Raw genomic sequence first — 19,971 nt, 5'->3', positions numbered from 1 at the left:
AGGCTTCGGCCGTGGGCGGCCTCGCACCTCAGCCACCGGGAGACGGGCGGGCGGCCTCGCACCTCAGCCATCGGGAGACGGGCGGGCGGTCTCGCACTTAGCCACCGCGGACGCGCTGTGGGTGGGGCCGTCTAGATTGACGCCGTGACGACGACCCAGCGCCTGCATGCGCGCCTGATCAAGCGCGACCTCGACGCCGAGGCCGAGCTGCCCGACGACGTGCAGCGCAACGTGCCGGGCAACACCCTTCGCCTGGTCGGGGCCAACGCGCTGCAGTCCTCGGGCGACCAGATGGTCAACGCCTCGACGGTCCTGCCGTGGCTCTTCCACGCCATCGGCGTGCCGGCCGCGCTCACCGGCGCCCTCGTACCGATCCGCGAGTCCGGATCGATGCTCCCCCAGGCCTTCCTCACCCCCTTCGTCATCAAGGTCCGCCAGCGCAAGCTCGTCACGCTCGTCGGCGCCCTCGTCCAGGCCGTGGCCGTCGCCGTCATGGCCGTCACCGCCGCGATCGGCAGCGGACTCGCCGCGGGCCTGACGATCATCGTCGCGCTCGCGGTGTTCTCCCTCGGCCGGTGCCTGACCTCCATCGCCTCCAAGGACGTGCAGGCCAGGACGGTGCCGAAGGGAGAGCGCGGCCAGATCAACGGCCTCGCCACGACCGCCTCCGGTCTCGTCGCCATCACCCTCGGCCTCGCCGTCCGCGCACTCGGCGAAGACCTCGATGCCCAGACGCTCGCCGCGATCCTCGGCATCGGCTCGGTGCTGTGGGTGCTCGTGGCGCTCGTGTGGTGGAGCGTGCGCGAGCCGGTGGACGAAGTCCCGCAGAGCGACGCCCCTTCGAGACGGTCGCAGAGCGACCTCCTCAGGGACCGGAAGAGTGAGGAGGAGCAGGACAACTGGTTCGCGCAGACGCTCACCCTGCTGCGCGAGGACGCGACCTTCCGCTCCTTCGTCACGGTCCGCAGCTTCCTGCTCGTCTCCTCGCTCAGCCCGCCCTTCATCGTCACCCTCGCGGTGCAGGCGGGCGCGCCGGCGCTGACCGGCCTCGGCGGCTTCATCATCGCCTCGGGCCTGGCGGCGCTCCTCGGCGGACGGATCTTCGGGCGCATGGCCGACCGCTCGAGCAAGCGCCTGATGACGACCGGCGCCGCCCTGGCGTCCCTCGTGCTCCTCGTGCTCGTGCTGCTCGACACGTCCCTCGACCTCGACGGCGACAGCCTCGTGACCTATGCGATCTTCGTCGCCGCCTACTTCCTCGTGACGATGCTGCACACCGGCGTGCGCGTCGGGCGCAAGACCTATGTCGTCGACATGGCCGAAGGTGACCAGCGCACGACCTATGTCGCCGTCTCCAACTCCGCGATGGGCATCGTGCTGCTGCTCGTCGGCGCGATCAGCTCGGCCATCGCCGGCTTCGGCGTCATCTGGGCGCTGCTCTTCCTCGCGGGTCTCGGCGTCCTGGGCGTCGTCTCCTCACGCCGCCTGCCCGAGGTCGAAGGCCTCGCGTGACCGCGCCCAGCGGCGTGCGCCTGGCCTCCCCGCAGGGGCGCCTGCTGCTGGTGATGACGATCCTCGGGTCCGGCATGGCGGGCATCGACGGCACGATCGTCAACGTCGCCCTGCCGCAGATCGGGCGCTCCTTCGACGCCCCCTTCGCCACCCTGCAGTGGGTCGTCACCGGCTATGCGCTCACCCTGGCCGCCTTCATCCTCCTCGGCGGCGTGCTCGGTGACCGGCTCGGCCGGCAGCGGGTCTTCGTGCTGGGCGTCGCGTGGTTCACCGCCGCCTCGCTGGCGTGCGGGCTCGCGCCGACCGCCGGGGCACTCGTCGCCGCACGGGTCGTCCAGGGCATCGGTGGCGCGCTGCTCACGCCCGCGAGCCTCGCGCTGCTCCAGTCGATGATCGTCCGCGAGGACCGGGCACGAGCCATCGGTGCGTGGGCTGGCCTGGGTGGCGTCGCGATGGCGGTCGGGCCCTTCGTCGGCGGCTGGCTCGTCGACGTCGCCTCGTGGCACTGGGTCTTCCTCATCAACGTGCCGATCGCGGCGGTGACCCTGGCCATCGCCGCACGCCTGCCGGGGCCCGCTCCGGCGGACCGGTCGCAGCAGGCCCCGCTCGACGTCATCGGCGCGGGGCTGGGTGTCGTCGCGCTCGCCGGCACGACCTATGCCCTCACCGCTGCAGGCGAAGGGGGACTTCCCCCCTTCGCCGTCGTGGCCGCGGTGGTCGGGGTCGTCGCCGCGGTCACCTTCGTCGTCCACGAGCGCCGCACGGCGGCACCGATGCTGCCGCTCGGGATCTTCCGGTCGCGCACCTTCTCGACCGTCACCGTCGTGACCTTCCTCGTGTACGGCGGCATGGGCGTGGTCTTCCTGCTCCTCGTCTTGCAGCTGCAGGTCGTCGCCGGCTGGTCGCCGCTCGCGTCGGGCATCGCCGCGCTGCCCACGACCCTGCTCATGATGGTCGGCTCGAGCCGCGCGGGCGCCCTCGGCGAGCGCATCGGGCCGCGCCTGCCGATGAGCGTCGGGCCGATCATCATGGCCGTCGGGATCGTCCTGCTGCTGCGCACCGGCCCGACCACCGACTACGTGCTCGACGTGCTGCCGGGGGTCGTCGTCTTCGGCCTCGGCCTGACCCTGATGGTCGCGCCGCTCACGGCCACGGCCCTGTCGAGCGCGCCCGACGAGCACGCCGGCCTCGCCTCCGGCATCAACAACGCCGTCGCCCGCGCCGGCGGCCTGCTCGGCGTCGCCGCAGTGCCACCTCTGGCCGGGCTCACCGGTCGCGTCGTCGAGGACCCGGCCGCCTTCGACGCCGGATTTCGCACCGCCATGATCGCCTGTTCCGTGGTCATCGCCGGCGGCGGGTTGCTCGCCGGAGCCGCCCTGCGGGGCCGTACCGTGGAACAGTGACTGGTAACACGCGCGACATCGAGGCCGGCGTCCATCGCGACTTCCGGGGGGAGATGTCCTACGGGTCCTACCTGGCCCTCGACACCCTGCTCGACGCCCAACGACCGATGAGCGAGCACCACGACGAGATGCTCTTCATCGTCCAGCACCAGACCTCCGAGCTGTGGCTCAAGCTCGTGCTCCACGAGACCCGCTCGGCGATGACGCTCCTCGCCGAGGACGAGATGCGCATGGCGCTCAAGCGGATCGCGCGGGTCAAGCACATCCAGCGCACCCTCACCGACCAGTGGTCCGTGCTCGCGACCCTCACGCCGACGGAGTACCAGGAGTTCCGGCCCTTCCTCGGGCACGCGTCGGGCTTCCAGTCCTGGCAGTATCGCGCGGTCGAGTTCGCCCTCGGCAACAAGCACGCCGGCATGCTCCCGGTCCATGCCAGCGACCCCGAGGCGCACGCCGTGCTCAGCGAGCTGCTCGAGGCGCCGAGCCTCTACGACGAGTTCCTGCGGTACCTCTCCCGCCGCGGCTACCCGATCCCGCAGCGCGTGCTGGAGCGCGACGTCACGACCGCCCACGTGCTCGACCCCGAGCTCACACGGGTGCTCACCGACATCTACCGCGACGCCGAGCAGCACTGGGACGTCTACGAGGCCTGCGAGGAGCTCGTCGACCTCGAGGACAACTTCCAGCTGTGGCGCTTCCGCCACCTCAAGACCGTGCAGCGCACCATCGGCATGAAGACGGGGACCGGCGGTTCCTCCGGCGTCGGCTTCCTCCAGCGGGCGCTCGACCTGACCTTCTTCCCCGAGCTCTTCGCCGTGCGGACGGAGATCGGGGCATGAGCGGGGCGACGGGCGGCGGCGCCGCGCGATCGGAGGCGGGCGGCGCGGCAGCGACGCTGCGTACCCGGGCCGCGCAGCTCGACGCGGCGGACCCCCTGCGCCACACCCGGGACCTCTACCTGCCCTCCCCCGGGCTCGTCGCCTATCTCGACGGCAACTCGCTGGGCCGCCCCCTTCGCGCCACCGCGGAGCGGATCGCCGACCTCGTCGCCGGGGCCTGGGGCACGCGGCTCATCCGGTCGTGGGACGAGCAGTGGATGGAGCTGCCGCTGCGGCTCGGTGACCGGATCGGCGAGGTGTGCCTCGGCGCGGCGCCCGGCCAGACCGTCGTCGGCGACTCGACGACCGTCATGCTCTACAAGCTGTTGCGCGCGGCGGTCACCGCGGCAGGTCCGGAGCGGCCGGAGATCGTCCTCGACACCGAGAACTTCCCCACCGATCGCTATGTGGCAGAAGGCATCGCGACCGAGACCGGCGCCGAGCTGGTCTGGCTCGAGCCGGACCCGGCGACAGGTGTGACGCCCGACCTCGTCGCCGCGGCGCTGACCGAGCGGACCGGTGTCGTCCTGCTCTCCCACGTCGCCTACAAGTCCGCGTGGATCGCCGACCTGCCCGAGATCACCCGGCTCGCCCACGACGCCGGCGCGCTGGTGCTGTGGGATCTGTGCCACTCCGTCGGCGTCGTGCCCAGCGACCTCGACGCGCACGGCGTCGACCTCGCGGTGGGATGCACCTACAAGTTCCTCGGCGGCGGGCCCGGCGCGCCGGCCTTCGGATATGTCGCGGCGCGTCACCAGGCGCGGCTGCGCCAGCCGATCCAGGGCTGGATGGGGCACGCCGACCCCTTCGTCATGGGGCCCGGCTACGAGCCGGGCGCCGGCATGCGCGGGTTCATCTCCGGCACGCCGCCGGTGCTCGGCATGGTCGGCATCGAGGACACCGTCGACCTCATCGAGTCCGTGGGGCTGGATGCGGTGCGGGACAAGGCTGCTCGGCTCGGGCGCTTCGTCATCGAGTCGGTCGACGACGTGCTCGGCGACCACGGCGTGCGGGTCGTCTCCCCGCTCGACGACGAGGCGCGGGGTGGGCACGTGACGCTGGCGCACCCGCGATTCCGCGAGGTCTACCGGGTGCTCTGGGACCGTGACGTCGTGCCGGACTTCCGCGAGCCCGACGGGATCCGCCTCGGGTTGTCGCCACTCAGCACGAGCTATGGCGAGGTGGCCGAGGCGCTCGTCATGGTCGACGAGGTGCTGCGCTCCGCCTGATCGCGTCGACGACGGCCGGCCAGTGCGGCGAGGTCGGGTCGATGAGGTCGAAGTGGTCGGCACCAGCCAGCACGGCGCGCTCCCAAGCCTGCGACTGGCGAAGGGGGACGCTCGCGTCCGCGTCCCCGTGGAGGACCGTGATGCCTTGTGCCGCCACGCCATCGGCCGCGCGCCGCTCCACGCCCTCCCGCAGGCGAAGGGGGTCGAGGCGGGCGTAGAGGTCCGGCGCCTCCGCCGGGGTGGCGCCGATCCAGTCCCGGACCGCGTCGTTGCCGAGTCGCTCGTGGACGGCTGCGCTGAGGTCGGCGACGGGCGCCAGGGCGACGACGGGGGTGTCTGGCAGCGTCGGGGTGAGCCCGCGCCACAGCACGAGGGTTCCGCCAGCGCTGTGCCCGACCCAGGCGGCGGTGTCGTGACCGTCGGCCCGCAGCCGGGCGTCGAGGGCGGTGAGGTCCGCGGTCGTCGCCTCGGGGTCGCCGGGGATGCGGCGGTACTCGGCCAGAGCGACGCGCCAGCCGGCCGCCGCGAGCGCTCGGGCCATGGGACGCGCGTGGGTGCGGTCGACGGCCGGGCGGAAGTACCCACCGTGCACGACGACGAGGGTGCGCGGGGCGTCGGGCCCCGCAGAGTGCGGCGGCTCGTGGAGCTCGACCACCTGGTCCGGTTGGTCGCCGTAGGCGATCAGGGTCGCCTCGACGAGGCGGGACGGGCCCCCTTCGCCTTGGAGGCGGGCCAGGGTCCGGTCCTCGGTCTCGCTGTCGCTACCCACGACGCCACTCTCCCACCTGGCTCGGCATCGTCGGCGCAAGGCTGTCGGTGGCCCTCCCTAGTCTGTTCAGCAGGAGCAGTGGGGCGGTCCGGATCGACACCGGACGAGACGGCGAAGGGGGTTGACCTATCGAACACATGTTCGATAGATTCTTCTCATGGGGCAAGCATCGGGGCTTGAGACGCGACTGGCGGAGTACATGACCGCTATCGACCTCGCGAACCTGCGCCGCCCCGCCGACCTCCCCCATCCGCCTCTGGCCACTCTCGTCCGGCAGGCGCATGGGCGCGTCGACGAGATGATGCGAGCGATCGGGGAACGCCCCGACGAGCTCACCGATCTGCGGGGACACATCGCCGAGGTCGAGCGGCTCTCTCGCCGAGTCGACGCGATCAAGCTGCGGTTGACCGCTCGAGCCGCGACCACCGGGGCGACCGGCTCGACGGGTCACACCGACACCGGGTCGTGGCTGGCCGGGGCGACGGGCAGCGACCGCAACAGGTCGGCCAGTGACGCGATGCTGGCCGAGGCCATGGGCGAGCTCCCGTCCAGCCACGACAACCCGGGCGCAGGCACCGAGACGCAGGAGACCCAGGGTGACCCGCCGGAGACCCAGCGCGATGCATCGGATGAGCAGGACGACGCGTCGGCCGCTCCGGGCGACGGGGAGCCCAGGCCGCGCCTGACCCTGACGGGTGCCGCCCTGGATGCCGGCGAGATCAGCTCCGACCACGCCCAGGTCATCCTCCGCGGTCTCGACGACCTGCCGGAGGGCGTGACGGCCGACCAGCGCCGCGAGTGCGAGGCCGAGCTGCTGCGGCTGGCGGCCAACCGCTCCCCCAGCCAGCTGCGACGCGCCGCCCGGCGAGTGCTCGCGACCTACGAGCCCGACGAGGCCGTCGTCGACCAGCACGAGGACGACCTCGTGGCCCGAGAGGAGGAGGCCGCGCGGGAACGCTCTGCCTTCTGGGTCAAGGACAACCGCGACGGCACCATGACCGGGCAGTTCACCGTGCCCTGGGTCTCCGGGATGATGCTCAAGAAGGTCATCGACGCCATGACCGCGCCCCGCCGCCGTGCCACGGACGGCCACGACGCAGGGGTGCAGGGCACTGGAGCAGGCGCGGGTCCTGCGGCAGGCACAAGCGCTGGGCTGGGCGCCGCCCCTGGCGCAGCGTCGGGCGAGTTCGCCGGGACCCGAGGGGATGCGGGGCGGCTCTCCGCCACCGACCGCAGCCTCGACTGGCAGCACCGCCGCGGCCTGGCCTTCGCCGACCTGCTGATGCGCATCCCGACCGACCACCTGCACTCCAAGGTGTCGGCGACGATGCTCATCACCACCCGGGTCGACGACCTGCTCGGCGGTCTCGTCGACGAGGGTCTCGTCCCCGCCGGCACCCGAGTCGGCTCGACCGACGTCCACGACGTCATCAGCGCCGGCACAGCACGGCGCCTCGCCTGCGGCGCGGGCCTGCTGCCGACAGTCCTCGACGGCGAGTCCGTCCCGCTCGACCTCGGTCGGCAACGCCGACTCTTCACCGACAACCAGCGGATGGCGCTGGCCACCCGTTACGACGAGTGCGCCGCCGAAGGGTGCGACCGACCGTTCGCCTGGACCGAGGTCCATCACCTCAGACCGTGGGAGGCGGGCGGGTTCACCGACCTCGACAACGCCGCCCCGCTGTGCGGCACCCACCACCACATGATCGACAGCGCCCTGTGGCGACATGTCGTCACCCAGCTCGGCAACGGCACGGTGTCGCTCGCCTTCCACCGGCGCACGTAGGAGTGCTGGCTTCGCGCCGCGGATCGGCTCACCCGGGCACGACCTCGTCACCCACGCGGATCTCCCCTTCGCCCATCGGGACCAGACGGGTGCCGAACCACGTCTTGCCGTCCCACTTCCGGTGCTGCGACAGGGAGCGGATCGGCTCCTTGCCCGTCGCGAGGGTCTCGGGATCGATGGTCGTCATGACGCAGCGGTCGCACACCTCGGCGGTCCGGAAATCGACGTCGCCGATGCGGACCGTCGGCCAGTCGTCCTCCGCGAAGGGCGCTTCGCCGTCGATGACAACATTGGGCCGGAAGCGCACGACACTCAGCGCGCCGGGCCCAGCCGCTGGTGGCGACCCGTCGTCGGCGCCGTCCCCATCCGCAGCCTCGTCGACCCACTCCTGCAACCGCGCCAAGGACGACTCGGAGACGAGGAGCAGCGGACCGGCGTCGGCCAGGGAGAGCGTGTCGCCCTCCACGCCGCCGTGGGCTCCCGACACGCGACGCACCGTCGGGTCCTCCTGCCACACCAGGCGCAGCGGGCGGCCGACGCGGTCGCTGATCCATTCGCTGACGTCCTGGTCGGCGGGTACGGCGAAACCCTGCCGCGAGTGGCTCACGGGCACAGGCGGAAGCCCGAGCGGGATGTCGACGAGGATGGACTCGTCGCCGTCGTGGATCCGGATCGTCTCATCGTCAACCTGCTGGACCCGCAGCCGCAGGAGGGTGTGCTCCTCCCGGGCGGTGACCTTCTCACCCGCCGGGTCGACCAGCCCCCACCGGCGATCGCCCGCGACACCCCACGGCTCGACGTGCGCCGACTCGACCTCCGTGCCGCCGAGGGACTTGACCGGGTAGAGCCGCAGCTGGGTGACGCGCATGCTCTCGATCGTAGGTGAGCACCAGGCACCGCTCGGCGACCGACCACGAGGTCAGCCCCGACGCGCGCGGATGGTCTGCTGCTCCGACAGCAGGGCGTAGAGCTCGGCGGGCGACGCCGCGATCGTCGGCGAGAGGGTGTGCGAGCCGCCCTCCGTCAGCCGCAGCGTCACCGCCGGACGGGATCCCACCGCGTCACGCTCGACGGCAGCGATCTCGTCCCACCCGAGCCAGGTGGCGCGGCGGTCGCGCAGCCACACCCCGTCCTGCGCACTGACCTTCAGCTCGATCGTGGGCTTGACCAACCGCCACACGGCCACGGGGATCCCCACGGCGCCGAAGAAGATGAGCAGCGCGACGCCGAGCATCCGCAGCAGCCCGTCACCACCGCCGACGAGGCACAGCCCGATGACCGTGAAGCCCAGGCAGAACAGCAGGACGAAGACCATGCCCGTACGCACGCTCCGGTAGTCGAGCTCGTCGCCGCGGGCCAGTCGGGAGGCGTGGTCGGTGCTCATGGGGGACATCGTCCCCTACGAGGTGCGGCCGCGTGTCAGGCCCCGATCGGCACGTCGTCGGTGCTGATCTCCTCCGCCCCGGGCGTGCCCTCCGGCAGGTGGGTGTCGCCCGCGCGCTTGAGCGCGAACCAGCCGCCGAAGAAGGCCGCGAACATGCCCCCGTCGGCGTCCCTGACCTCGATCCGTGCGCAGTGGCCCGACTGGACGCGGAAGGCGACGGCTCCCGACGTCGTCAGGCCGTCCTTGAGGTAGAGCACGTGCTTCCCGGACGGGATGTCGTACTGCACCGACGACGCGCTCCCGTCGAGGACTCCGAGCTCGACGCCGCCGAGCATGACCCGCTTGCCCGCGAGGTGCTCGGGTCCGATCGTGCCGGTGCTGATCTCGACTGCTGCGCCCATGGGGGAACCTCCTGGTGTCGGTGGGACCCGGTCGGGCAACCAGGCCCTCTGCCCCCATGATGCTCCGGCCACCTGTGAGATGTCTGCACCATGACACCTGTCATTGCGCACTCGTGACATCAGGGGATGGTGGCCGGTACCCGCTGCCCGGGAGTGTGGAGCCATGACCACGACGACGAGCCCGACGACGGGCGCCACCACCTCCACCGCCGAGGGTGTGCGCCTCGAGGGTGTGACGAAGCACTTCAGATCCGGCGGCGAGACGGTCCGCGCCGTCGCCGGCGTCGACCTGACGATCGCCCCCGGGGAGGTCGTCGCGGTGCTCGGCCCCAACGGCGCGGGCAAGACGACGACCCTCGACATGGTGCTCGGCCTCACCGAGCCGACCTCGGGCACCATCACCTCCTTCGGCGCGGCGCCACGTCGGGCCGTGCACGAAGGGAGGGTCTCCGCGGTCCTGCAGACCGGGGGCCTGCTGCGTGACCTCACGGCCCGGGAGGTGGTGCGCTACGTCGCCTCGACCTTCCCGCGGCACGAGCCCGTCGAAGCGGTCATCGAGCGCGCGGGGCTGCCGGACAAGGCCAACCGCCTCGTCTCGAAGCTCTCGGGCGGCGAGCAGCAGAGGCTGCGCTTCGCCTTGGCGCTGCTCCCCGACCCCGACCTGCTCATCCTCGACGAGCCGACCGCGGGCATGGACGTCGGGGCGCGAGCGGAGTTCTGGCGCACGATGCACGAGGACGCGAGCAACGGGCGCACGGTGCTCTTCGCGACCCACTACCTCGAGGAGGCCGACCGCTTCGCCGACCGCATCGTGATGATGGCCGGCGGCCGGGTCGTCGCCGACGGCACGACCGAGCAGATCCGGGCCCGCGCGAGCGGCCGCACGGTGAGCGCCGACGTCCGCAGGGGGGACATCGGCGCCGCCGCGGACCGACTTCGGGAGCTCCCGGGGACGAGCTCGGTCACCGTCACCGGCGAGCGCGTCACCGCCATCGGCGAGGACTCCGACGCTCTTGCCCGGCTGCTGCTCACCGACCTCGGCGGCAGCAACCTCGAGGTCACGACGGCCTCGCTCGACGCGGCCTTCCTGGCCATCACCGGCAGCCCGACGGAGGAGAACTGATGAACCCCACACTCATTGGCCTGGAGCTCAAGCGGATCGCCCGCGACTACGTCGGCCTGTTCTTCATCGCCGTGCTCCCGGCCTTCATGTACGTCGTCTTCGGCGCATCGCAGCACTTCGCGAAGGAGGACATCGGCCGCGGCAACGTCGCGCTCTACATCATGATCTCGATGGCCGTCTACGGAGCCGTCACGGCGACCGTCTCGGTCGGTGGTTCGTCCGCGGTCGAGCGCATGCAGGGTTGGGGTCGACAGCTGGGGCTCACCCCCCTTCGCGACGGCTGGTACGTCGCCGCCAAGGCGGTCGTCGCCATGGTCATCGCGTGCATCCCCATCGGCCTGATCTACGCCATCGGCGTGGCGAGCGGGGCGAAGGGGGACACCTGGGTGTGGTTCGCGACGGCCGGGATCACCCTCTTCGCCGCCTGCCTCTTCGCGCTCTACGGGCTGGTCTTCGGGCTCGCCTTCAAGTCCGAGTCCGCGGTCGGGGCGGCGAGCGGGTCGCTCGTGATCTTCGCCTTCCTCGGCAACATCTTCATCCCGCTCTCGGGCGTCATGCTGACGATCGCGAAGTTCACCCCGCTCTACGGCATCGTCTCGCTGGCGCGCTACCCGCTCACCGAGGGGTACTCGGTCGACACGGACGGGGCCCTCCACCACGAGGCGCTGTGGGTCCCGCTGACTAACGTGGGCGTGTGGACACTGATCCTCGCGCTGCTGACGGTCTACCTCGTGCGACGGGGTCGGGACCGGCAGTGACGCCCACCGACGACGTCGACCACCTCGCGGACGAGCTGTCCGCGCAGGTGGTCGACCCGTGGGCGCGGCACGGGTGGCTGCTCGCCGCGGTGTGGCTCGTCTTCCTGCTCTTCCCCGCCAACGAGGTCGCCCAGCAGACGACCGACCGTCCGGTCGTGCGGTTGCTCGGCTGGGGTTTGATCCTCGCCTTCGCCCTCGTCTACCTCCTCGCCTTCATCCAGAGCCAGATGGGCGTGCACGGCTGCTGGACCACGCGCCGGCGGGTGTGGGCCTTCGGCGGCTTCGCCGGCATGGTGGCGGCGATGGCGACCCTGTGGCCGATCATCGGGCTCGAGATCTTCGGGATGAGTGCCTTCCTCGCCAGCCTGGCGGCCTTCGGCTGGCCCCGGGGCTGGTCCGTGGGAGGTGTCGTCGGCGTCGGTGTCGGCACCGCGCTCGTCATCGCGGTCACCGACGACCTGAGCAACCTGTGGCCGTTGCTCTTCATCCCCATGCTCATCGGCGGCTTCGGCCTGCTGCTGCGCCGGTTGATGGAGGGCGACGAGCGGCGCGAAGAGCTCCAACGCACACTGGCCGTCGCTTCCGAGCGGGACAGGGTGGCGCGCGACGTCCACGACGTCCTCGGCCACTCGCTGACCGTCGTCTCGCTCAAGGCCGACCTCGCCGAGCGCCTCGTCGACCGCGACCCGGAGCGAGCCAAGGCGGAGATCGCCGCCATCCGCTCCCTCACCCGGCAGTCCCTCGCCGAGATCCGCGCGACGGTGTCCGGGCTGCGGGTCACCCGGCTGTCCGACGAGCGGGATGCCGCCATCGCGGCGCTGGGCGACGCCGGCATCGAGGTGTCGATGCCCGATGACATCGACATCGTCGACCCGGCGCACCGGATCACCATCGCCTGGGTCCTGCGCGAGGCGACGACCAATGTGCTGCGCCACAGCGGCGCCCAGCACGCCGACGTCTCGTGGGGGCCGACCTGGCTCGAGGTGACCGACGACGGTCGCGGCCTGCGCGGGCGGCGCGAGGGTCATGGACTCACCGGCCTGCGGGAGCGGCTCGCCCGGGTCGGTGGGACCCTCGACGTCAGCGAGGGCAATCCCGGACCCCGGGGGCCGGGCACGAGACTGAGGGTGGACCTGCCGTGATCACGCTGCTGCTGGCCGACGACCAGGCCCTCGTGCGGGGCGCCATGGCCGCGCTGCTCGGCCTCGAGGAGGACCTCGAGGTCGTCGCGGAGGTCGGCTCGGGCGACGAGGTGCTGGCGGCTGCCCGCCGGACCCGCCCCGACGTCGCCGTCCTCGACGTGGAGATGCCCGGTCTCGACGGCATCTCTGCCGCAGCGCAGCTGACGAGCGAGCTGCCCGGCACACGGGTGCTCATCGTCACGACCTTCGGCCGGCCGGGCTACCTGCGGCGGGCCCTCGAGGCCGGCGCCAGCGGCTTCGTCGTCAAGGACACCCCGTCCGACGAGCTGGCCGAGGCCGTGCGCACGGTGGCGAAGGGAGGTCGCGTCGTCGACCCCTCCCTCGCCACCGAGGTCGTCGTCGGCGGGCCCAACCCGCTCACCCACCGCGAGCGCGAGGTGCTCGCCGTCGCCCTCGACGGACGCTCTGCCGCGGACATCGCCGCCCGGGTGCACCTCTCCCCCGGCACCGTGCGCAACCACCTGTCCTCCGCCATCGGCAAGACGGGCACGAGCAACCGGGTCGAGGCCGCCCGGCGCGCCCAGGACCTCGGCTGGCTCTGAGCCGGCGCCGACCCACGCGATCTACCCGTGGGTCACAATGGGCCGGGGGCTCCCCCTTCGCCGGGAGCACCGTCAGCCGTCCGCACCAGCCGTCCACACCCGCCAGGAGCACCGCATGCGACGAACCGGCGCCGCCGCGGCCCTCGCCGCGCTTGCCGTCGGCGCCGGCCTGCTCGCGGCGTGCAGCGACGACGCGCCGTCGCAGGCGTGCGAGGCCGTGGGAGCGGAGCTCGACTGGGCGACGCCGAGTCGCGACGACGACGAGCGCTTCGAGCTCACCGGGCCCGGGTGGATCGCCGGCGACTCGACCTACTCCGTCCGGCTGCCCGACGAGCGGACGCTCTGGCTCTTCAGTGACTCCTTCATCGGCCAGGTGACGTCCAGCGGCCACCCGCAGCCCGGGATGGCGATGGTGCACAACGCGCTCGTCACCGAGGACGAGAGCGGCCGGCTGAGCACCCGCACGGCGGAGGGCCCGGAGTCCTTCTTCCCCGACCCCGACGACGAGTCGTACTACTGGGTCCAGGACGCGGCCGTCGAGGGCGACGAGCTCGTCGTCTTTCTCTCCCGCACGCGGCAGGTGGGCAAGGACGGCTTCGAGTGGAGCCACAACGCCACGGCGCGGGTCTCGCTGCCCGACCTCGAGGTCACCGAGATCGACGACCCCGGCCCGAGCACCGACCACGTCGCGTGGGGTGCAGGCGTGCTGACGACGAGCACGACCAGCTACGTCTACGGCATCGAGGACCTCGGCGACACCAAGCACCTGCACCTGGCGCGCGTGCCCGCCGGCAACCTCACCGACCGCAGCCAGTGGGAGTACCGCACGGACAGCGGCTGGACGAGCGACCCCACGCGCAGCACCCGCCTCACCGACGGTGTGGCCAACGAGCTGAGCGTCAGCCGCTTCCGCGACGGCTACGTCATGATCTCGTCGGACACCTCGCAGCCCTTCAGCCCGAAGATCAACGCTTGGACCGCCTGCACGCCCGAGGGGCCGTGGCAGGACCGGCAGACGATCTACGAAACGCCGGAGTCGGGGGTGGGGCGGCACTTCACGTACAACGCGCACGGCCACCCGGAGATCTCCGACGACGGCGAGCTGCTCATCTCGTACAACGTCAACACCTTCGACTTCGACGAGCTGACGCGTGACCCGACGCTCTACCGGCCGAAGTTCATCACCCTCGACCTGGAGTGACCTGCCCCGCCCCGATCCGGTCGAGGAGCCAGGCCCACTCCCACGCCGTCTGCTCCCAGGCGTCGTAGCGCCCGGAGCGCCCACCGTGGCCGGCGCTCATCTCGGTGCGCAGCAGGACCGGACGGTCGGCGTCGTGCCGCGTCACCTCGCGCAGCCGCGCCACCCATTTCGCCGGCTCGGTGAAGTAGACCCGCGTGTCGTGCAGCGAGGTGGTCGCGAGGATCGCCGGGTAGGCGACGGGCGCGATGTTCTCGTAGGGGCTGTACCCGCGCATGTAGGCGTAGACCTGCGGGTCCTCGAGGGGGTTGCCCCACTCCTCCCACTCCCCCACGGTGAGCGGCAGGTCGGGACGCAGGATCGTCGTCAGCGCGTCGACGAAGGGCACTGCGGCGAGCACGGCCGCGAAGCGGTCCGGGGCGAGGTTGGTCGCGGCGCCGACGAGGAGACCGCCGGCGGACCCCCCTTCGATCGCGAGCCGGTCCCGCGCCACCCAGCCGCGCTCGTGCAGGTGCTCGGCCGCCGCGACGAAGTCGGTGAAGGTGTTGCCCTTGGCGAGCATCTTCCCGTCGTCGTACCAGTGCCGACCGAGCTCGCCGCCGCCGCGCACGTGGGCGACCGCGTAGACGACCCCACGGTCGAGCAGCGAGAGGCGGGCGATGGAGAAGTACGGGTCGAGGCTGATCTCGTAGCTGCCGTAGCCGTAGAGCAGGCCGGGGTTGCTGCCGTCGGGTCGCACCCCGCGCCGCATGACGAGCGAGATGGGCACCTGCGTGCCGTCGGGCGCCGTGGCCCAGGTGCGCTGCTGCTCGTAGTCGGCCGGGTCCACACCGACGACCGGCTGACGCTTGAGCACGGTCTGCGCGCCGGTGGCGACGACGACGTCGAGGACGGAACGCGGGCTGACCCACGACTCGTGGACGACGCGGATCCGGTCGGTGTCGGGGTCGGCGACCGGGCCCAGCGCCACGCTGGCGAGCTCGGCGTCGAGCCCCACGGATCGCGCCGGGCCGTAGTCCGAGGCGACGAAGGGGGTCGACCGCGCCACCCGGGGCAGCACCCGCAGGGTCGGCAGGCCGTCGGCGCGCAGGCTGAGAACGGCGAAGTCGTCGAAGGCGTCGACGCCGACGAAGCGCTCCCCCTCGGCCCGGTCGAGGAGCGGCTGCCACTGCTCGTGGCTCGTCGCGTCGATCGGGGCCCACGCGAGGTCGCCCTCGGGCTGGCGCTCGTTGTGCACGACGAGCAGGTGGTCGCCGGCCGGCTCGACGTCGTACTCGACACCCTCGCGGCGCGGCGCGACGCAGCGCATCGGGGCGGTCGGGTCGTCGGCGTCGATGAGGTGGACCTCGGAAGTCGTCTTGCTGCCGAGCCCGAGCACGATCCAGCGCTCGTCGCGGCTGGTGCCCAGCCCCATCCAGAAGCGCTCGTCCTCCTCGCGGTGGACGAGGACGTCGGCGTCGCGGGGCGCGCCGACCTCGTGGCGCCACACCTCGTGCGGACGCCAGGCGTCGTCGACGGCCACGTGGAAGAGGTGCTGTCCGTCGCGGGAGAAGGCCAGCCCGTAGCCGGCGCCGGTGACGCTCTCGTCGAGGACCTCGCGGGTGGCGATGTCCATGACCGTCACGTCGAAGCGCTCGTCGCCGGTGACGTCGACGGCGTAGGCCAAGCGCGTGTGGTCGGCACTGACCTCGAAGCCCCCGAGGGAGAAGAACTCGTGGTCCTGCGCGAGCTCGTTGCCGTCGAGGAGGACGATCTCGCCCGGCAACGGCTGCGAGGGGTCGAGCTCGGGCACGGCGGTGCGGTCGGTGAGCGGCGCCCGGCACTGGATGGCGTACTGGCTGCCCTCGACCGTGCGCGAGTAGTACCACCAGTCGCCGGAGGCGACGGGCACGCTGAGGTCGGTCTCGAGGGTGCGGTGCTTGATCTCGTCGAAGATGGCCTGCCGAAGGGGGGCCAGGTGCGCCGTCGTGCCCTCGGCGTAGGCGTTCTCCGCCTCGAGGTGGGCGATGACCTGCGGGTCCTCGCCGTCGCGTAGCCACTCGTAGGGGTCGGCGACGTCGTCGCCGTGGTGGCGACGGGTCCACGGCTTCTGCGCGGCGACCGGCGGCGTCATGCCCTCGCTCATGCGCTCACCGCCCGGGCTCCGAGGATCACCTTGAGGTCGCCGATGAGCGCCTCGGTCGGTTCGACCCGGTAGGCCGCGTCGACGGACATCGTCACCGAGCGGCCGGGCTGGACGAGCTTGATCTGCACGTCGGTGCTGCCCGGATGCTGCGACAGCACCTGCTTGACCTCCTCGATGCGCCCGGTCGTCGCCCGGGCGTAGTCGAGGGTGAGCACCACGGGGCCGCGCGGGCCGTCGGTCAGCTCGGGGATCTGCAGGTCCTCGGCGTAGATCGAGACGGTGTCGTCACGTGCATTCACCCGGCCGCGCACGACGGCGACGATGTCCTGGGTGAGCATCGTCTGCACCGTCAGGTAGGTCTTGGGGAAGAAGAGGCACTCGATCGCACCCTCGAGGTCCTCGATGGTCGCGATCGCCCAGAGGTCACCCTTCTTCGTCCGCTTGACGCTCAGGCCCGTCACGAGGCCGGCGATCGTCACCGTGCTGTTCTCCTTCACCCCGGAGTCGGCCTGGGTGAGGGTCGCGATCGAGGTGTCGGCGGCTCGCTGGAGGACGTGCTCGACGCCGAAGAGCGGGTGGTCGGAGACGTAGAGACCGAGCATCTCGCGCTCGTTGCTCAGCTTCGCCCGCTTGTCCCACTCCACCTGCGGGATCGGACGCAGGCCCATCCCCTCGATGCCGGAGCCGGACGTGTCCTCCTCGTCGTCACCGCCGCCGAACATGTCCCACAGAGAGTCCTGGCCGACCGCCTCCTGGCGCTTGACCCCGACGAAGGCGTCGACGTACTCCTCGTGGACCATGACCAGACCCTGGCGCGGGTGGCCGAGGTCGTCGAAGGCGCCGGCCATGATGAGCGACTCGATGGTCCGCTTGTTGCACACGACCGCCGGGCACTTGGCGAGGAAGTCGTCGAAGGAGGTGAAGGCGCCCTTCTCCTCGCGGGTGGTGATGATCGCCTCGACGACATTGCGGCCGACGTTGCGGATGGCGTGCAGGCCGAAGCGGATGTCGGCGTCGACGGCGGCGAAGGGCCCGACGGACTCGTTGACCGACGGCGGCAGCACCTTGATGCCCATGCGACGGCACTCGTTGAGGTAGAGCGCCGACTTGTCCTTGTCGTCGCCGACCGAGGTGAGCAGCGCTGCCATGTACTCGGCCGGGTAGTTGGCCTTGAGGTAGGCGGTCCAGTAGGAGACAAGGCCGTAGGCGGCGGTGTGCGCCTTGTTGAAGGCGTAGTCGGAGAAGGGGACGAGGACGCCCCACAGCGCGGCGATCGACTCCTCGTTGTAGCCATTGGCCTTCATGCCCTCGGAGAAGGGGATGTACTCGGCGTCGAGCACCTCCTTCTTCTTCTTGCCCATGGCACGGCGCAGCAGGTCGGCGTTGCCGAGCGTGTAGCCCGCCAGCTTCTGCGCGATCTCCATGACCTGCTCCTGGTAGATGCACAGGCCGTAGGTCGTGCCGAGGATCGGGCCGAGGGCCTCCTCCATCTGCGGCTGGAGCTTGCCCTTGAGCTGCGGGTCGAGCGGCACGACCTCCTGGCGGCCGTTCTTGCGCAGGGCGAAGTTGGTGTGGGCGTTGACACCCATCGGGCCGGGTCGGTAGAGCGCGAGGGCGGCGGAGATGTCCTCGAAGTTGTCGGGCTGCATCAGCCGCAGCAGCGTGCGCATGCCGCCACCGTCGAGCTGGAAGACCCCGAGCGTGTCGCCGCGCGAGAGCAGGCGGTAGGTCGCCTTGTCGGTCATGTCCTTCGAGAGGGCGTCGAGGTCGATCTCCTCGTCGCGGTTGCTCTTGATGTTGATCAGGGCGTCGTCGAGGATCGTCAGGTTGCGCAGGCCGAGGAAGTCCATCTTGACCAGCCCGAGCGTCTCGCACGTCGGGTAGTCGAACTGCGTGAGGACCTGGCCGTCCTGCAGCCGGCGCATGATCGGGATGACGTCGATGAGCGGCTCGCTGCTCATGATGACGCCAGCGGCGTGCACGCCCCACTGGCGCTTGAGGCCCTCGAGGCCCTTGGCCAGGTCGACGACCTCGCCGAGGTGCTTCTCCGACTCGACGAGCTCGCGGAACTCCTGCCCCTCGCCGAAGCGGTCGTGCTCCTTGTCCCACATCTTCGCCAGCGGCACGCCCTTGCCCATGACGTCGGCCGGCATCGCCTTGGTCAGCTGCTCGCCGACGTTGAAGGGGTGACCCATGACGCGGGCGGAGTCCTTGACCGCCTGCTTCGCCTTGATCGTGCCGTAGGTGGCGATCATCGCCACCCGCTCGTCGCCGTACTTGTCGGAGACATAACGGATGACCTCGGAGCGCCGGCGCTCGTCGAAGTCGACGTCGAAGTCGGGCATCGACTTGCGCTCGGGGTTGAGGAAGCGCTCGAAGATCAGACCGTGCGGGATCGGGTCGAGGTCGGTGATGCCCATCGCGTAGGCGCACATCGAGCCGGCACCGGAGCCACGGCCCGGGCCGACACGGATGCCGTTGTCCTTGGCCCAGTTGATGAAGTCGGCGACGACGAGGAAGTAGCCCGGGTAGCCCTTGCCGACGATGACGTCGATCTCGTAGTCGGCCTGGCGCTGCGCGTACTCGGGGATGCCGTCGGGGAAGCGGCGGTGCAGACCGGTCTGCACCTCCTTGATGAACCACGAGGTCTCGTCCTCCCCCGGCGGGCACTCGAAGCGCGGCATGTACCGCCCTTCGCCCTCCGTGAAGGAGACCTCGCACATGTCGGCGACGAGCAGGGTGTTGTCGCAGGCCTCGGGCAGCTCGCGCCACAGCTGGCGCATCTCGGCGGGCGACTTGAGGTAGTAGCCCTCGCCGTCGAACTTGAAGCGGTCGGGGTCGTGCAGCTTGGACCCGGAGTTGATGCACAGGAGCGCGTCCTGCGCGATGTAGTCCTCCTGCTTGACGTAGTGCAGGTCGTTGGTCGCCAGGAGGGGCAGCTGCAGGTCCTTGGCCAGCCGCATGAGGTCGTCGCGGACCCGGCGCTCGATCTGGTTGCCGTGGTCCATGAGCTCGAGGAAGTAGTGCTCGCGGCCGAAGATGTCGCGGAACTCCGAGGCGGCCTCGACCGCCTTGTCGTACTGACCCAGGCGCAACCGGGTCTGGATCTCGCCGGAGGGGCAGCCGGTCGTCGCGACGAGCCCCTCGCCGTACTGCGAGAGCAGCTCGCGGTCCAGCCGCGGCCACTTGGCGAAGACCGAGTCCAAGGACGCGCGCGAGCCCATGGTGAAGAGGTTGTGCATGCCGGTGTTGTTGCGCGCCAGCAGCGTCATGTGGGTGTACGCGCCACCACCGGAGACGTCGTCGCCGGGTCGGGTGCGCTCGTCGCCCCACTTCACGCGGTTCTTGTCGGTGCGGTGGGTCCCCGGCGCCACGTAGGCCTCGAGCCCGATGATCGGCTTCACGTCGTAGGACTGCGCCGTCTTCCAGAACTCGTGGGCGCCGAAGAGATAGCCGTGGTCGGTCATCGCGATCGCCGGCATGCCCATCTCCTGGGCGGTGGAGAACATGTCCTTGATGCGCGCAGCACCGTCGAGCATCGAGTACTCGGTGTGGTTGTGCAGGTGGACGAAGTTCTCGGAACGCGGCAGCTCGGACATCGGTGTGAGTCTAGATCGCCCCACCGACACCCCCGCACGCCGCCGGTCGACTCCTGCCAGCC

General features: G+C 71.2%; 16 protein-coding genes. 10 read left to right on the top strand and 6 right to left on the bottom strand.

The genetic code is table 11. The features are described 5' to 3' along the window. Positions 1-144 precede the first annotated feature (144 nt). The 4 genes from NMQ01_RS05995 to NMQ01_RS05980 are packed head-to-tail and all read left to right on the top strand — an operon-like array spanning position 145 to position 5,022. A complete protein-coding gene (locus NMQ01_RS05995) occupies positions 145-1,512 on the top strand; it encodes an MFS transporter (protein WP_255185950.1) in 1,368 nt (455 codons plus the stop codon). Then, positions 1,509-2,915 carry an MFS transporter gene (locus tag NMQ01_RS05990; protein WP_255185949.1) on the top strand — a complete coding sequence of 469 codons (1,407 nt, stop codon included), beginning with the start codon at positions 1,509-1,511 and terminating at the stop codon, positions 2,913-2,915. The genes NMQ01_RS05995 and NMQ01_RS05990 overlap by 4 nt, the downstream gene beginning before the upstream one ends. After that, positions 2,912-3,754, top strand: a complete 843-nt coding sequence (kynA, locus tag NMQ01_RS05985; protein ID WP_255185948.1) for a tryptophan 2,3-dioxygenase — start codon at positions 2,912-2,914, stop codon at positions 3,752-3,754. The genes NMQ01_RS05990 and kynA overlap by 4 nt, the downstream gene beginning before the upstream one ends. Beyond that, on the top strand, positions 3,751-5,022 hold the full coding sequence (locus NMQ01_RS05980; protein WP_255185947.1) for a kynureninase: 1,272 nt from the start codon (positions 3,751-3,753) through the stop codon (positions 5,020-5,022). Before kynA ends, NMQ01_RS05980 begins: the two co-directional genes overlap by 4 nt. On the opposite strand, the gene NMQ01_RS05975 is transcribed toward NMQ01_RS05980, so the two are convergent. Further along, positions 4,991-5,791: a S9 family peptidase gene (locus NMQ01_RS05975; protein ID WP_255185946.1), complete on the bottom strand. Its 801-nt coding sequence runs from the start codon at positions 5,789-5,791 to the stop codon at positions 4,991-4,993. The genes NMQ01_RS05980 and NMQ01_RS05975 overlap by 32 nt on opposite strands. Before the next feature lie 199 nt (positions 5,792-5,990). On the opposite strand from NMQ01_RS05975, the gene NMQ01_RS05970 reads away from it, so the two are divergent. Then, complete coding sequence (locus NMQ01_RS05970) at positions 5,991-7,577, top strand: HNH endonuclease signature motif containing protein (protein WP_255185945.1); 1,587 nt, start codon at positions 5,991-5,993, stop codon at positions 7,575-7,577. A gap of 28 nt (positions 7,578-7,605) precedes the next feature. On the opposite strand, the gene NMQ01_RS05965 is transcribed toward NMQ01_RS05970, so the two are convergent. The 3 genes from NMQ01_RS05965 to NMQ01_RS05955 are packed head-to-tail and all read right to left on the bottom strand — an operon-like array spanning position 7,606 to position 9,362. Further along, positions 7,606-8,445: an MOSC domain-containing protein gene (locus NMQ01_RS05965; protein ID WP_255185944.1), complete on the bottom strand. Its 840-nt coding sequence runs from the start codon at positions 8,443-8,445 to the stop codon at positions 7,606-7,608. Between the two features lie 51 nt (positions 8,446-8,496). Beyond that, positions 8,497-8,961: a hypothetical protein gene (locus NMQ01_RS05960; protein WP_255185943.1), complete on the bottom strand. Its 465-nt coding sequence runs from the start codon at positions 8,959-8,961 to the stop codon at positions 8,497-8,499. A 35-nt stretch (positions 8,962-8,996) separates the two neighbouring features. Beyond that, positions 8,997-9,362, bottom strand: coding sequence for a hypothetical protein (locus NMQ01_RS05955; protein ID WP_255185942.1), 366 nt, complete (start codon positions 9,360-9,362; stop codon positions 8,997-8,999). Positions 9,363-9,525: 163 nt separating this feature from the next. On the opposite strand from NMQ01_RS05955, the gene NMQ01_RS05950 reads away from it, so the two are divergent. The 5 genes from NMQ01_RS05950 (at position 9,526) to NMQ01_RS05930 (ending at position 14,188) form a co-directional block, all read left to right on the top strand. Further along, positions 9,526-10,485: an ABC transporter ATP-binding protein gene (locus tag NMQ01_RS05950; RefSeq protein WP_255185941.1), complete on the top strand. Its 960-nt coding sequence runs from the start codon at positions 9,526-9,528 to the stop codon at positions 10,483-10,485. Further along, entirely contained in the window at positions 10,485-11,243 is a 759-nt protein-coding gene (locus tag NMQ01_RS05945) for an ABC transporter permease (RefSeq protein ID WP_255185940.1), read from the top strand. The genes NMQ01_RS05950 and NMQ01_RS05945 overlap by 1 nt, the downstream gene beginning before the upstream one ends. Then, positions 11,240-12,385 (top strand): sensor histidine kinase, encoded by a 1,146-nt coding sequence (locus tag NMQ01_RS05940; protein ID WP_255185939.1) that lies wholly within the window; start codon positions 11,240-11,242, stop codon positions 12,383-12,385. The genes NMQ01_RS05945 and NMQ01_RS05940 overlap by 4 nt, the downstream gene beginning before the upstream one ends. After that, positions 12,382-12,987: a response regulator transcription factor gene (locus tag NMQ01_RS05935; RefSeq protein ID WP_255185938.1), complete on the top strand. Its 606-nt coding sequence runs from the start codon at positions 12,382-12,384 to the stop codon at positions 12,985-12,987. The genes NMQ01_RS05940 and NMQ01_RS05935 overlap by 4 nt, the downstream gene beginning before the upstream one ends. 115 nt (positions 12,988-13,102) lie before the next feature. Next, a complete protein-coding gene (locus tag NMQ01_RS05930) occupies positions 13,103-14,188 on the top strand; it encodes a DUF4185 domain-containing protein (protein ID WP_255185937.1) in 1,086 nt (361 codons plus the stop codon). Here the strand turns inward: NMQ01_RS05930 and NMQ01_RS05925 are convergent. Both NMQ01_RS05925 and dnaE read right to left on the bottom strand, forming a co-directional pair. After that, positions 14,169-16,310, bottom strand: a complete 2,142-nt coding sequence (locus NMQ01_RS05925; RefSeq protein ID WP_255185936.1) for a S9 family peptidase — start codon at positions 16,308-16,310, stop codon at positions 14,169-14,171. The genes NMQ01_RS05930 and NMQ01_RS05925 overlap by 20 nt on opposite strands. After that, positions 16,307-19,909: a DNA polymerase III subunit alpha gene (gene dnaE / locus NMQ01_RS05920; RefSeq protein WP_255185935.1), complete on the bottom strand. Its 3,603-nt coding sequence runs from the start codon at positions 19,907-19,909 to the stop codon at positions 16,307-16,309. The genes NMQ01_RS05925 and dnaE overlap by 4 nt, the downstream gene beginning before the upstream one ends. Positions 19,910-19,971 lie beyond the last annotated feature (62 nt).

It is taken from the genome of Janibacter sp. CX7, from assembly GCF_024362365.1.
GTDB lineage: Bacteria > Actinomycetota > Actinomycetes > Actinomycetales > Dermatophilaceae > Janibacter.
This window is presented reverse-complemented; position numbering and strand designations above follow the sequence as displayed.

What these genes read in the sequence shown, in the direction of transcription:
- NMQ01_RS05980 (WP_255185947.1), top strand. Translation starts at nt 3,751, where the DNA reads ATGAGCGGGGCGACGGGCGGCGGCGCCGCGCGATCGGAGGCGGGCGGC.
- NMQ01_RS05970 (WP_255185945.1), top strand. Translation starts at nt 5,991, where the DNA reads ATGACCGCTATCGACCTCGCGAACCTGCGCCGCCCCGCCGACCTCCCC.
- NMQ01_RS05960 (WP_255185943.1), bottom strand. Translation starts at nt 8,961, where the DNA reads ATGAGCACCGACCACGCCTCCCGACTGGCCCGCGGCGACGAGCTCGAC.
- NMQ01_RS05925 (WP_255185936.1), bottom strand. Translation starts at nt 16,310, where the DNA reads ATGAGCGAGGGCATGACGCCGCCGGTCGCCGCGCAGAAGCCGTGGACC.
- NMQ01_RS05965 (WP_255185944.1), bottom strand. Translation starts at nt 8,445, where the DNA reads ATGCGCGTCACCCAGCTGCGGCTCTACCCGGTCAAGTCCCTCGGCGGC.
- NMQ01_RS05930 (WP_255185937.1), top strand. Translation starts at nt 13,103, where the DNA reads ATGCGACGAACCGGCGCCGCCGCGGCCCTCGCCGCGCTTGCCGTCGGC.
- NMQ01_RS05955 (WP_255185942.1), bottom strand. Translation starts at nt 9,362, where the DNA reads ATGGGCGCAGCAGTCGAGATCAGCACCGGCACGATCGGACCCGAGCAC.
- dnaE (WP_255185935.1), bottom strand. Translation starts at nt 19,909, where the DNA reads ATGTCCGAGCTGCCGCGTTCCGAGAACTTCGTCCACCTGCACAACCAC.
- NMQ01_RS05950 (WP_255185941.1), top strand. Translation starts at nt 9,526, where the DNA reads ATGACCACGACGACGAGCCCGACGACGGGCGCCACCACCTCCACCGCC.
- NMQ01_RS05945 (WP_255185940.1), top strand. Translation starts at nt 10,485, where the DNA reads ATGAACCCCACACTCATTGGCCTGGAGCTCAAGCGGATCGCCCGCGAC.